The organism is Breoghania sp. (genome assembly GCF_030066895.1).
Classification (GTDB): Bacteria; Pseudomonadota; Alphaproteobacteria; order Rhizobiales; family Stappiaceae; genus Breoghania.
The window spans coordinates 88,252-101,526 of the sequence record NZ_JASJAV010000008.1 but is presented as its reverse complement, the minus strand read 5'-3'; the positions used below and the strand labels follow the sequence as shown (position 1 = coordinate 101,526).

At 62.0% G+C, this 13,275-nt stretch carries 10 protein-coding genes, 1 other RNA gene and 4 pseudogenes; 3 read left to right on the top strand and 12 right to left on the bottom strand.

The window, feature by feature from the left end:
• Positions 1 to 5 precede the first annotated feature (5 nt).
• Positions 6 to 905 carry a phosphoserine phosphatase SerB gene (gene serB, locus QNJ43_RS10535; protein ID WP_300469783.1) on the top strand — a complete coding sequence of 300 codons (900 nt, stop codon included), beginning with the start codon at positions 6 to 8 and terminating at the stop codon, positions 903 to 905.
• A gap of 225 nt (positions 906 to 1,130) precedes the next feature.
• Here serB and QNJ43_RS10530 read toward each other — a convergent pair.
• The 11 genes and pseudogenes from QNJ43_RS10530 to QNJ43_RS10480 all read right to left on the bottom strand — a co-directional run bounded on the left by QNJ43_RS10530 (position 1,131) and on the right by QNJ43_RS10480 (position 10,737).
• Positions 1,131 to 1,954, bottom strand: a pseudogene (locus QNJ43_RS10530) (zinc ABC transporter substrate-binding protein).
• Positions 1,955 to 2,022: 68 nt separating this feature from the next.
• A pseudogene (locus tag QNJ43_RS10525) lies at positions 2,023 to 2,849 on the bottom strand (metal ABC transporter permease).
• A 44-nt stretch (positions 2,850 to 2,893) separates the two neighbouring features.
• Positions 2,894 to 3,598 (bottom strand): annotated as a pseudogene (locus QNJ43_RS10520) (ABC transporter ATP-binding protein).
• Complete coding sequence (locus QNJ43_RS10515) at positions 3,595 to 3,717, bottom strand: hypothetical protein (protein WP_300469781.1); 123 nt, start codon at positions 3,715 to 3,717, stop codon at positions 3,595 to 3,597. Before QNJ43_RS10515 ends, QNJ43_RS10520 begins: the two are co-directional and overlap by 4 nt.
• A gap of 262 nt (positions 3,718 to 3,979) precedes the next feature.
• Positions 3,980 to 5,494: a DegQ family serine endoprotease gene (locus QNJ43_RS10510; protein WP_300469779.1), complete on the bottom strand. Its 1,515-nt coding sequence runs from the start codon at positions 5,492 to 5,494 to the stop codon at positions 3,980 to 3,982.
• 233 nt (positions 5,495 to 5,727) lie between these two features.
• Positions 5,728 to 5,913 (bottom strand): DUF2065 domain-containing protein, encoded by a 186-nt coding sequence (locus QNJ43_RS10505; protein ID WP_300469776.1) that lies wholly within the window; start codon positions 5,911 to 5,913, stop codon positions 5,728 to 5,730.
• A complete protein-coding gene (locus QNJ43_RS10500; protein ID WP_300469774.1) occupies positions 5,910 to 6,830 on the bottom strand; it encodes a protease modulator HflC in 921 nt (306 codons plus the stop codon). Before QNJ43_RS10500 ends, QNJ43_RS10505 begins: the two co-directional genes overlap by 4 nt.
• Entirely contained in the window at positions 6,830 to 7,999 is a 1,170-nt protein-coding gene (gene hflK, locus QNJ43_RS10495) for an FtsH protease activity modulator HflK (RefSeq protein ID WP_300469772.1), read from the bottom strand. Before hflK ends, QNJ43_RS10500 begins: the two co-directional genes overlap by 1 nt.
• A gap of 300 nt (positions 8,000 to 8,299) precedes the next feature.
• Positions 8,300 to 8,815, bottom strand: coding sequence for a dihydrofolate reductase (locus tag QNJ43_RS10490; RefSeq protein WP_300469770.1), 516 nt, complete (start codon positions 8,813 to 8,815; stop codon positions 8,300 to 8,302).
• Positions 8,812 to 9,916: pseudogene (locus QNJ43_RS10485) on the bottom strand (NAD(P)/FAD-dependent oxidoreductase). Before QNJ43_RS10485 ends, QNJ43_RS10490 begins: the two are co-directional and overlap by 4 nt.
• 26 nt (positions 9,917 to 9,942) lie before the next feature.
• Entirely contained in the window at positions 9,943 to 10,737 is a 795-nt protein-coding gene (locus QNJ43_RS10480) for a thymidylate synthase (protein ID WP_300469769.1), read from the bottom strand.
• 383 nt (positions 10,738 to 11,120) lie between these two features.
• Here QNJ43_RS10480 and ssrA point away from each other — a divergent pair.
• Together ssrA and QNJ43_RS10470 are read left to right on the top strand one after the other, a co-directional pair.
• Positions 11,121 to 11,491: a transfer-messenger RNA gene (ssrA, locus tag QNJ43_RS10475) on the top strand.
• A 230-nt stretch (positions 11,492 to 11,721) separates the two neighbouring features.
• Entirely contained in the window at positions 11,722 to 12,312 is a 591-nt protein-coding gene (locus QNJ43_RS10470) for a ClpXP protease specificity-enhancing factor SspB (RefSeq protein WP_300469767.1), read from the top strand.
• 67 nt (positions 12,313 to 12,379) lie between these two features.
• On the opposite strand, the gene QNJ43_RS10465 is transcribed toward QNJ43_RS10470, so the two are convergent.
• Positions 12,380 to 12,961: a class I SAM-dependent methyltransferase gene (locus QNJ43_RS10465; RefSeq protein ID WP_300469765.1), complete on the bottom strand. Its 582-nt coding sequence runs from the start codon at positions 12,959 to 12,961 to the stop codon at positions 12,380 to 12,382.
• Positions 12,962 to 13,275 lie beyond the last annotated feature (314 nt).

The window sequence follows — 13,275 nt, the reverse complement described above, 5'->3', positions numbered from 1 at the left end:
CCTTCATGTCACACATTGCAACGCTCATTTCCAACCCCGCGGAACCGGCCGTCGACGACGCTCTGCTGCGCAAGCTCTCGCATATGACGCCCGGCGCCGGCCCGGCACGCATTCTCAATCCCGGCATTGCTGCCGATCTGCCTTTTGAGGCCGGCGACATTCCCGGCCACGGCGACTTCCTCGCCACGCTGCGCGACGAACTGGCGGGCCTGCCGGTCGACCTCTTTGTGCAGAAGGCGGAGGGTCGGCGCAAGCGGCTGCTGCTGGCGGACATGGATTCCACCATGATCGGTCAGGAATGCATCGATGAACTGGCTGCCGAAGTCGGCGTCAAGGAGCACATCGCCGCCATCACCGAACGCGCCATGCGCGGTGAGATCGCGTTTGAACCGGCGTTGCGCGAACGGGTTTCGGTTTTCAAGGGCCTGCCGGTCGCGGCCATCCAGCGCGTCATCGACCAGCGCATCACGCTGACGCCCGGCGGTCGCACACTCGTGCAGACCATGAAGGCGGACGGCGCGCGCTGTGCGCTGGTCTCCGGCGGCTTCACGCATTTTACCGGCGCGATCTCGAAAATGATCGGCTTCGACGAGAACCATGCCAACACGCTGGAAACCGACGGCGACATGCTGGCGTGCACCTTGCACGAACCGATCCTCGGCAAGGACGCCAAGCTCGGCCACCTCAAGCGTCTGACGGCCGAAGTCGGTCTCGATCCCTCGCAGACGATGGCGGTGGGCGACGGGGCAAACGATCTCGCAATGATCCAGGCCTCGGGCCTCGGCGTCGCCTTCCACGCCAAACCCGCCGTCGCCGTCCAGGCCGATGCCCGTATCGACCACGGTGACCTGACCGCGCTGCTCTATCTTCAGGGCTATGGCGTGGACGAATTCACCATCGACTGACGTAGGTCAGAAATCGATTTTGTGTCCCATCCTTCGAGACTGTGCTGACGCGCCTCCTCAGGATGACGTTGTGTGTGGTGCACGCGCTTTCAAAACCAACACCACGATAACGTCATCCCGAGGAGGGTCGTCAGGCCCGTCTCGTAGGATGGGACACACATACAAAAGGCCCGCGGAACCAACCGGTCCCGCGGGCCTTTCGCTAAGCTCTATGAGCCGGCCGACTTACTTCGAGATCGCGGAAACGATCGCGTCGGTGTTGTACTGCATCAGCTTGATGTAGGTGGGAGCCGGGCCGTCCTTGTCGGACAGGACTTCCGGATAGAGCTACCCGCCGGGCTGCGCGCCCGTGGCCGAGGTGATCTGCTTCACCAGACCGAAATCGTTGGAGTTCTCGAGGAAGTAGACCTTGATGGCCTCTTCCTTGATCTGGTCGATCAGCTCCGCGACATCGACGGCCGAGGCTTCCGTTTCGATCGAAACGCCCATAGGCCTCGGAGTAGTAGCCGAATGCGTCGTGGCTCGTCACAACCTTCCGCTTGTCTTTGGCAACCGCCTCGATGCGCTTGTGAATGTCGGCATCCACGGCCTTCAGCTTGGCGGTATAGCTCTTGGCATTGGCGGCAAAGGCATCCGTATCGGCCGGATCGGCCTCGGCAAGCGCTTTCTCGATGTTGTCGATCCACACCAGCACGTTGGGAATGGAATTCCATACATGCGGGTCGGTAACGGTCTTGCCGTCTTCTTCGAGCGTGTGCGTCTTGATGCCCTCGGGACACCACGACCGGCTCCTTCTCGTTGCCCGCCGCCTTGGCAAGGCGCTGGAACCAGGTTTCCAGGCCCTCACCGCTGAGGAAGGTTACTGCTGCCGCCTTCAACGCCTTGGCGTCTTCCGGGGAGGGCTCGAAATCGTGCGGATCGCCGTTCACAGGAACCAGGCTCGTCACGTTCACATGGTCGCCGCCGACATTCTTCACCACATCCGCCAGGATGGTGAAGCTCGCCACGGCATTGATGGTCTCGGCCGAGGCCACGGCCATGGAGCCCATGGTGAGGGCCACGGTGCCGGCCAGAGCAAGAAGCGTACTCTTGTATTCAAGGAAATTCTCCTTATCAGTCAACCCGCCAGATTCGGGCGTTTGATGAAGCGTCGAATGGCCCCGGACGGAGGCGACGATGAGAGAGGTGCAATAGATCAGGCTGGCGGTCAGGATGATCGTCGGCCCCGAAGCAAAGCGCAGATGGTAGGAAACGAGCAGGCCGACATAGCCCGAGAGCACGGCACTGACGGCCGTGACCACGACCATGCCGGGAAGCGTGCGCGCCCAGAGCTGCGAGATCGCGGCAGGCAGCATCATCATGCCGACCGCCATCAATGTGCCCAGCGACTAGAACCCGGCCACGAGATTGATCACCACGAGAAACAGGAACAGCACGTGATAAAGCGGCCCGCGCCCGCCGACGGCCCGCAGGAAGCCCAGATCGAAGCACTCGGTGACCAGCGGCCGGTAAACCACGCTCAGCGTGATCAGCGTGACCGAGGCGAGGATGGTGCCGAAGAGCACGTGCAGCAGATCGAGGTTCGAACCGCGCAAGGAAACGATGAGCATGCCCAGCGCCAGCGACATCAGATAGAAGCTGGCGAAGGTCGCATCCTCCTTGAGGACGGTCGTGCGGCTGACGAGACCGGACAGGAGCGCCACGCTCAGCCCCGCGCCGAAGCCCCATCGCGGGAAGCGACAGACCGCCCGCAATGAGAAAGCCGACGGCAGCGCCCGGCAGAACGGCATGGCTCAGCGCATCGCCGGCAAGGCTCATTCGCCGCAACATCAGCAACACGCCGACAGGGCCCGATCCCACGCCGAGCGCGAGGCTCGCCACAAGCGCGCGGCGCATGAAGCCATAGTCGACGAACGGCTCGGCTGCCAGGGCATAGAGGCTCATGCCGCCGTCTCCCGCCCGATCATGCATAGCGGAGCGTTCTCGTCCTAGTCCTCGGACATGGCCCGGGCGCGCAACAGGTTCTGCGGGGTAAGAGCCGTCGAGGTCTTGCCCCACGCGATCGCCTCGGGCGCCAGCAGCAAGGTGGGGGGAAGTTCGCGCGCACCGGCTCGAAATCGTGAAGCACGGCGATGACCGTGCACCCCTCCCCGTGCCAGCACCGCACGAGCATCAGGAGATCGCGAGTGGTGCGCTCGTCGATGGCCGTGAACGGCTCATCCAGAACGACGACGCGCGCATCCTGCAGAAGCACCGGGCAAAAAGGACGCGCTGGAACTGACCGCCCGACAGGGCGCCGATATGGCGGCGCTCGAAACCGGCAAGCCCCACGGCCGCGAGCGCCTGACGCGCGTTCTCGGCCAGCGCCTTACTCACCTCACCAGAGGGGCCTGTCCAGCGCCACCCGCCCAACAAAACGGTATCGGCGATGGTGAGAGGAAACTGCCGGTCGACGGCGGCCGCCTGCGGCAAGTAGCCGAAATCTCGCGCGGTCAGACCGCCGCGATCGACCTTACCCTCAACCTGGGAAAGCTCGCGCATCAGGGTCTTCAGCAAGGTCGACTTGCCCGCCCCGTTCGGCCCCGCGATCGCGGTGAGGCTGCCGGGAGGAAGCAAACGGAAACATGGTGCAGCGCCGGATGCCGGTCATAGGTGACCGTCACGTTGTCAAAGCGGATCTCGGGGATACTCACGGCAGTGCGACAGCCCAAAGGATTGCCAGCCAGAGCGCGGCGAGGATGACGAGAACGGCAATCAGCCGACGCCATGCCGGTTGGGCGATCACTGTCGAGCGGAAGGGGCCGGGAAGCATCAGGGCAATATCCGTTGATTACCCTCACTTCATATATGTAATTTTATAAAATTACATATATCATAGAGCGAAATCCCCCGACGGTTCGCGCCTTCATCCTCTCCGGAAAAATCGAAAATCCGACTTTTCCTAGAATTTTACTCCCTGCAGGGTACGCCTGACACCGCAATAAAAAACCGGATCCACAGATGTCGATCCAGCTTTCTGTCTCGTTCACGCCCCGACCAGAGATGCCCCGATGAGTGCGCGTAAAGCGTTCCGCCTATTTGGCGTCGCCCGGCGTACGCACCGCGACGAAACGCAATTCGCCGTTGGCGTTGGACAGCAGCAGCAGCACCGTGCGCCGCCCTTCCTTCTTCAGCTTGGCGACCTGTTTGGCCACATCCTCGGGCGTTGCGACCGGCTCCTGCGCCACTTCCACGATGACGTCACCCGCCACCACGCGCTTTTCTTCCGCCGCACTGCCGCTGTCGACGCTGTCAACCAGAACGCCCTTCATGTCCTCGCCGATCTTGAACTTCTCGCGGCTTTCGGCATTGAGCTCGGTGAGCTCCATCCCGAGCACGTTGGTGGCGACCGTCTCGACCTGGCCCTGATCGGTGCCATTGTCCTCGGCAGCGACTTCGCCCTCCTTCAGGTGACCGACCTTGACGCTGAGGGTCACTTCCTTGCCCTTGCGCAGGATGACGACGACGACTTCCTTGCCAATCTCGGTATCGGCGACGATGCGCGGCAGTTCGCGCATCCCCGGAACGTCCTTGCCGTCGAACGTGGTGATGACGTCGCCCGACTCGATCCCGGCGGCACCGGCCGGCCCAGCGTCATCGACGCCTGCCACCAGCGCACCATGGGCGCGATCCATGCTCAGGCTCTCCGCGATCTCGTCAGTCACTTGCTGAATGCGAACGCCGAGCCAGCCGCGCCGCGTCTCGCCGTACTTCTGAAGCTGGGCGATGACGTGCTGCGTCGTGTCGGAGGGAATCGCAAAGCCGATGCCGATGGATCCGCCGGACGGCGAGATGATCGCGGTGTTGATGCCGATCACCTTGCCCTGCATGTCGAACAGCGGTCCGCCGGAATTGCCCCGGTTGATGGCCGCATCCGTCTGGATGAAGTTGTCATAGGGACCGGAATTGATGTCGCGGTTGCGCGCAGACACGATGCCCACCGTCACCGTTCCGCCGAGACCGAACGGATTGCCGATCGCCATCACCCAGTCGCCGACGCGCGAATGGTCGGAATCGCCGAAGGACACCGCCTTCAGCTCCTTTTTCGGCTCCACCTTGAGAACCGCCAGATCCGTCTTCTTGTCCCGCCCGATCAACGTCGCCGTCAGCTTGGAGCCGTCGTTGAAATTGACGGTGATCTCGTCGGCATCCTCGATCACGTGGTTGTTCGTGATGATGATGCCCTTCTTGCCATCGATCACAAAACCGGAGCCAAGCGAACGCACCCGGCGCGGCTGATCCTGATCCTTGTTCTGACGATTGAAGAACTCGTCGAAGAATTCCTGGAAGGGCGAGCCTTCAGGCAATTGCGGCATCGGCACGGAGCGCCGGGCCGCCACCGCCTGCGTGGTGGAGATATTGACCACCGCATCGAGCAGATTTTCCGCCAGATCGGCGACGGAAGACGGGCCGTAGAGCCCCGCCGGAGCTTTCGTCCCCGCCGCGTCCTGGGCCAGGGCAGAACCGGTCAGCCCGGCTCCCACGGCAAGCGCCGCCAGCGCAATGAAGGAGTTGCGGATCATGAATCCGGTGCGGACCTTAGAGGCCATATGCCAGTCTCCTATCCACTGGGTGTCGTGCCGATCAAGGCATCCGTTGTTATGTGACGACAACCGTCCCCGCCACATTGAGCGCGGCCGTTGAAAACCGATTGGAATCTTATGACGCAATGAAACCCGAATTGCGGTCGAAAATCGACCCTGACGCGCGTTCGCAGTCACACTGACGTCAGCTTCCCGTCAAACCGAAACGCCCGTCCGGCTCCGGACGAGGATCGGCCCGTTCACCCGCGAACGAACCACACCACGAAAACGCCCGTCGCCAGCGCAGCGAGACCGGCCAGGCGCAGCACCTGATCCGGTGTCTCCTGCGCCTGGGCCATCAGGCGTTTCAAAGCGCCGGGCAGAAGCGCGTAGAGGGTTCCCTCTATGGCAAGTACCAGCCCGAGCGCCGTAACGAAGTCCTTCATTGTGCGCCGGCACTAGCCGCCGGAGCACCGCTCTTGCCGGATGCATCCGCCGTTCCCTTCGGCCCCCGGAAGTACCGGAAGAAGTCCGAATTCGGCGAGATCACAAGCCGCGTGTCGTTCGAGCTCATGCCGGTCAGATAGGCCTGCATGGACCGATAGAAAACGAAGAAGTCAGGATCCTTGCTGTAGGCCTTGGCGAAGATGCGGTTGCGTTCCGCATCGCCGTCACCGCGAATCTTTTCCGCATCGCGCTTGGCCTCGGCCACGATGACCGTGGCGTCGCGATCGGCACGCGAACGGATGCGGCGCGACTGCTCCTCACCCTGGGCGCGGATCTCGGTCGCCTCACGCTGACGTTCCGTCTGCATGCGGCGGAAGACGGCCTGACTTTTGGCCCCCGGCAGGTCCGCGCGGCGGATCTTCACATCCACCACGTTGACGCCGATTTCCTCTGCACGGCGGTCGATATTCTTGCGGATCGCCTCCATCAACTCCGCACGCTTGTCGCGCACCACGTCGGTGAAGGACGAACGGCCGAGTTCCGAACGCAGCGATGCGTCGAGGAAGGTCGACAGGCGCAGATCCGCCTCACGCACGTTGTTCACCGTCTGGAAGAACAGCACGGGGTTCTCGATGCGATAGCGGGCGAAGGCGTCCACGATGAGACGCTTCTTGTCCGCCGCGATCACTTCCTTGGGCTCCATGTTCAGATCGAGCACGCGGTTGTCGAAGAACACCACGTTCTGCACGAACGGAACTTTGATGTAGAGGCCAGGCTTCTTAGCGGTACGGCGAATTTCACCGAACTGAAGGACCAGCGCCTGCTGGGTCGGGTTCACCACGAAGAACGACAGATAGGCGAGAACCGCGGCCGCGATCAGAACGATTGCGACGAAACCGAAGAAACCGTTTTTCATCAGTTGCCTCCCTTGCTGGAGGAGGTTCCGGCGGTACTGCTTCCCGTCCGTCCCAGTCGTTCAAGCGGCAGATACGGCACGACGCCGTTGCCCTGGTCGTCGTCGACGATCACCTTGTCGGTGTCGCGGAATACCTTTTCGATCGTCTCCAGATAGATGCGTTCACGCGTCACGTCCGGCGCCTTCTCGTACTGCTCGTAGACCTTGAGGAAGCGGTTGGCCTGACCTTCGGCCTCCGCGACGGTCTGACCACGATAGGCGTTGGCCTTTTCCAGAACCTGCGCCGCCTCGCCTCGAGCTTCCGGCACGACCTTGTTGGCGTAGGCCTGGGCTTCGTTCTGGATACGCTCCTGGTCGGCACGCGCGGCCTGCACATCGCGGAAGGCGTCAATCACCTGGGTCGGCGGATCGACCTTCTGCATCTGCACGTTGGTCACGTCGATGCCGGCATTGTAGCTGTCGAGCGTCTGCTGCATCAGCTTCAGAACCGACTGCTGGATCGGCGCGCGGTTCTCGGTCAGGATATCGTCGATCTTGCCCACACCCACGACCTCGCGCATCGCGCTTTCCGCCACCGCCTTCACGGTGCCTTCCGGATCCTCGATGTTGAAGAGATAGGCGACCGCGTCTTTGATGCGCCACTGCACCTTGTAGTTCACGTCGACGATGTTCTCGTCGCCCGTGAGCATCATGCTTTCCTGCGGCACGTCGTTGGAGGAGACGCCACGCGAAGTGACGTATTCCTGCGTGCCGACATTCGTCTCCCGCACGCGGGTCACGGCGGGCGTGTAGACCGAACCGACCGGATAGGGCCAGTTGTAGTTCAGACCCGGCTGGGTTCGCGCTTCGACCTTGCCGAAGACCAGTTCCACGCCCAGCTCCTCCTGCTCGACCCGGTAGAAACCGGTGGCAAGCCAGACCAGGGCCGCAATGACGATCGCCAGAGCGATACCCTTGGCGCCCATATGACCGCCGCCGCCGGGAAGGACGGTGCGCAAACGGTCCTGGCTGCGCTTCAGCAGCTCCTCTAGATCGGGCGGATTACCGCCGCCACCGCCGCCGCGCTGCGGACCGTTGCCCCAGGGGCCCTGGTTTCCGCCGCCGTTTCCCCAGGGGCCGCCGCTGCCACCCTTCCAGCCGCCGCCCCCGCTCTGGTTACTCCAAGGCATCAAGACATCCTTTGTCGCCGGCCCTCATCGCTCCTCACGATGGATCGCCAGAATTGGCAAGGACCGTGGTCCGTTGTGTCATACACTTCATGGCCGCGGTTATAGGCGAGTTGACCCCACCTTTCAACGAACGCACACCCGAAGCCCCCACAAGCCGCCCGTCATGAGAGTGTGTCGGGCGGAAACTTCCGTGCAAGTGGGGTTTTGCTACGCAAATTCACCACTGCGAAGCCAAGTGCCCCGCAATTAAGAGTATCGGGGCCCGAAATCCGCCGGATCCGCGGCCTTGCGCCCCAGAAATCAGCCATCCGCCCGCCGATACGTAATGAAGGTTATTCCGGCGTTGTCACGCTCCCCGCGCGGGCACGCCTCGCGCGACACTTCGCGCCACGTGTCAGGCGAGATTTCGGGAAAATGTGTGTCCCCTTCGGGCGTCGCATGAACCTCGGTAATGTAGAGCACGTCAGCCGACGCCATCGACTGTTCGTAAAGTGTGCCGCCGCCGAGCACCATGACCTCGTCGGCGCCCGCCTCAGCTGCCAGCTTGCGCGCGAGATCGAGTCCCTCGTCCAGCGAGGCAACCACGTGGATACCCTCGACCGAGAAGTCGGGATTGCGCGTCACCACGATATTGGGCCGTCCGGGAAGCGGCCGCCCGATGGACTGGAACGTCCTGCGCCCTATCACCACCGGCTTCGCCATTGTCAGAGTCTTGAAGCGCTTGAGATCCGACGACAGCTTCCACGGCATGTCGTTGTCACGGCCGATAACGCCGTTTTCCGCAATAGCCGCGATCAGAGCGATCGAAACGGTCATAGGGCTTCTCCATATCCAAGCAGACCCGCCACATGATCCCCGATGGCGAGCGAGGCGGTCAGCCCCGGCGATTCGATGCCGAACAGCGCCACGACACCGCGCTGCCCATATGTCTCAGGCCCGTGAATGGCGAAATCACGCCCTGCCTCTCCGCGTCCCGACAGTTTCGACTGGATGCCCGAATAATCCGGCACCAGCGCCCCGTCGGGAAGCCCCGGCCAGTAGCGGCGCACGGTCTCATAGAAAAGTTCCGCGCGCGCGGGATCGACGTCGTAATCCTCGTCCGCATCCCATTCCACGTCCAGGCCGAACTTGATGCGCCCGCCAAGATCCAGCGTGGCATGGGTGCCCAGCCCGCCGGGCACCGGAACCGGATAGATCAGATGCGAGAACGGGGCCTTGCCGGTCAGCGAGAAGTAGCTGCCCTTGACCCGGTGAAGCTGCAGGATCGCCTCGCTCGGATATCCTTCAAGAGCGCTCGCCGCAGCCTGGGCACCAAGCCCGGCCGCGATCACGACCTCTTCGGCCAGAAGCTCCATCGGAGCATCGCCCCCGACCTCGAGCGCGATACCGTCCGACGTGATCCGCCCGCCCCTCAACGGCGCGTTGAAGGCGATCATCGCCCCCGCTTCCTCCGCATCGCCCTGATAGGCCAGCATTAAGCCATGCACATCAATGATACCGGTGCATGTGGACAGGATCGCGCCTTCGCAAGCCACCTCCGGCTCAAGCGCATGCGCCTCGTCGGCCGACAGAAGCCGCAGCCCCTCGACACCGTTGTTCTGCGCCCGCTCGACGATTGCCGGAAGCCCGGCGGCCTGCTCCTTGTCGGCGACGACGATCATCTTACTGGGCCGCCGCATGGGCGACACCGTGGCTTTCCAGATATGGATAAAGACGCTTGCGCCCTTCCACGCACAATCGGGTCTTCAACCAGTCCGGCGCATAATAGAGCCCCGCATGGATCACTTCCGAATTGCGGGCGGATACCTCCGACCCGATAAGACCGTGGCGCTCGAGCACGATCACCTCGCGCCCGGCAAGTGCGAGTGCACGCGCCACCGCCAGCCCGACGACGATCGACTGGACCTTTTCAGCCATTGCGTATCCTCTCCCTCATTCAGCCCTCAGACCGCGACCGGCGCCTTGATGTGGGGATACGGGTCGTAGTCCTTAAGCTGGAAATCCTCGTAACGGAAACCGAACAGATCGGTGACGTTCGGGTTCAGCACCATCTTCGGCAGAGGCCGGGGCTCACGCGAAAGCTGCATCTTCGTCTGTTCGATGTGATTGGAATAAAGGTGCGCATCGCCGAGCGTATGGACGAAATCGCCCGGCTTCAGCCCCGTCGCCTGCGCCACCATCAAGGTGAGGAACGCATAGGAGGCGATGTTGAACGGCACGCCCAGAAAGACGTCGGCCGAGCGCTGATAGAGTTGGCAGGAAAGCTTGCCGTCGGCTACATGGAACTGAAACAGGCAATGGCACGGCACGAGCGCCATCTTCGGCAGATCCACCGGGTTCCAGGCGGACACGACGAGACGGCGGCTGTCGGGATTTCGGCGAATTTCCTCCACTATCTGCGCGATCTGGTCGACCGAACCGCCCTCGGGCGCCGGCCAGGACCGCCACTGCGCCCCGTAGACGGGCCCGAGATCGCCGTTCTCGTCCGCCCATTCGTCCCAGATGGAAACACCGTTTTCCTTCAGATAGGCGATGTTGGTATCGCCTTTGAGGAACCACAGAAGCTCGTGAATGATGGAGCGCAGATGCAGTTTCTTCGTCGTCACCAGCGGGAACCCGTCGGCGAGATCAAAGCACATCTGGTGACCGAAGACGGAGCGCGTGCCGGTGCCGGTACGATCACCTTTCACGGCCCCCTCGTCGAGGATGCGCTGCATCAGGTCCAGATATTGTCGCATGAAGAGTGCTTTCCGAGTTCGTTGGAAGCCAAAGGTTCGGAGGCCACGCCACTCATGGCAAGGGAAACAAGCCCGCACCCGTCTCCTGCCCCCGCTTTCCTCAGGGACGGAGCGACTTCGTGAGGAACGACGAGGGCGGAGTTTGTGCGGGGGCCCATCCTTCGAGACGGCTCTGTCGGACCTCCTCAGGATAACGTTATCGTGTTGAACGTCTCAAGGAAGCGGGCACCATTCACAACGTCATCCTGAAGAGCGGTCGCAGACCGCGTCTCGAAGGATGGGCCTGCGTCCACAATCAGCCCTCGCCTGCACCTCCCCACAGCGTGCAGACTTCCGCTCCGCCATGTGAACATCCCCAGCAGAAAACCTCACCTTACCGTCACACTCTTTTCATCGGCTCCCTCACTACCTATATTCGTCGTGCCGGGGCGACCCGCTATGGCGATAAATGGTCAGTGCAATAAGCCTATCGGACCCGGGGGCGGTACCCGGCGCCTCCACCAGAGCCCATCGAAGCCGAAACGGCGAAAACGATGGGTTCCGGCGGGGGCGAAATAGGATCGACGAGGGTGTAAAGACTGCGCTTTCGCCCGGCATGGTTCCGCCGTTATCGGGCCGTTTTGTAGTTGCAAACGACAACTATGCTATGGACAACGCCGTCGCCGCGTAATGCGGTTCCGGTAGTCCGATCAAGTCTTGTCGGGTAGCACTGGCAGGCGGGGTTCGGAGGCACCTGGCAACAGAAGCCTCCGCTTTCGTTTTCCATGGAGGGGGCGTTTCTCGAGCGAGAGGGCTTTGACCGAGAGAGTGTCATGTCCGATGCGGACCGCTTCCCTTTTGCCTCGCAACAGTTCATGTTCGCGCGAGTAATATCGCCTGAATCGAACGCGCATCCCATCGGATGCACCCGCATCCCATCGGGTGCACCTTTGTCGAAACGGTTCGCAGGATCGAGCCTGCGTCCCCCAGAATGTCGAACAGCTCATGCCCGAAGACCTGATCCGCTACGACATCATTATCCAGGGCGCCCTGCGCGGCGCCGTAAAGAAGATCCTGACCGAGGTGGCCCGTACCGGCCTTCCCGGTGAGCATCATTTCTACATCGCCTTCGATACGACGGCGCCCGGTGTGCGTATCTCGCAGCGCCTGCGCGAACGCTATCCCCAGGAAATGACGGTCGTCCTGCAGCACCAGTTCTGGGACCTGACCATCACCGACCACACGTTCGAGGTCGGCCTGTCCTTCGGCGGCGTGCCGGAGCGGCTGCTGGTCCCCTTTTCCGCGATCAAGGGCTTCTTCGATCCGTCAGTCCAGTTCGCGCTCGAATTTGAGCCGGGCAAGACGGCGGAAGAGCTGCCCGCGGAAGTGGTTGCCGCCAGAGACGCGGCCAAGATGCTCGGCGACATCGAGAAGCTGACGACGACCGCAGCCGACGAGATCGCCAAGGCAGACTTTGGCGACGCCGAGAAAGCGAGCGGCACGGATCAGGACAGCGAGAGCGCGGAATTGGACGATGAAAAGCCCGAGACGAGCGCCGACGTTGTCTCTCTCGACACATTCCGCAAGAAGAACTGACGGCGACGCCCGCGCGGCCAACCGCCCTCCATCCGGTTTCAATCGGCAAAGGTTGTCCGCGCGCGGGTCACGACGCGCGGCGCACCGCAATCAGCGACTTGATGAGGCCGAGGAAATGCTCCCGCAACACCTCGGTGTCCGGATACAGGTAGGAAAACTGCCGGATATCCAGCAGCTTGGCTGACTGTATTTTCTCCACTGCATCGCCAACATCCGTTGCCTTCCCCCAAAATCCGCATCGACGCAGAAGCAGGATCCGATAGGCGATTGATTCCGGCAGCCAGTGCATGAACGGCGTGCGCGCATGCGGCTCGATCGGGAACCAGGCATAGGGAGTCTGGATCAGATAGCTCTTGCAGATCCGACGCGTTTCATGGACAAACGCCACCATGTTGTCCCACGCCACCATGTTGTCCCACATGCCGACATGCTCGATCACCGAATTGGAGAAACCGACATTGAACTGACCGTCGGCGAACCGGGAAAGGTCGCAGCCATTGCCGTATTCGACCCGGACCTTGTCGAAATCCGCCTGGGCATGGGACGGGTCGACGTTGATGCACAGCCACACCTCGACCGATCGAAATCGATCTGCTCTTCCCAGGTCTTCCAGAAGCCGCTGGTCCCGCCGATATCGAGAACCGTGCACTTGCCGTTCTTGACGATGAATGGCGCGGCAATCTCTTTCAACAGTTCCACGCGCCGTGCCCGGAAGGCATTGGAACTTGAATCGGGGGAAATGCTGAACATCCTGATCGACCCTTTGGCTGCTCTACCGTCAAATATATATTTAAAATGTATAATTTTTATATAGAACCGCGATGCGGTATGCAGGCGTCCGGAACGGACGAAATCGAAAACTGCCTGTTCCCCCTTCCCTATGCCCGGTTTGAGCCGCTATTCAGGCACCTAACTCCCTTCTAAGCCGAGGAACCTCCATGACAAGTCGTATTGAAACCGACA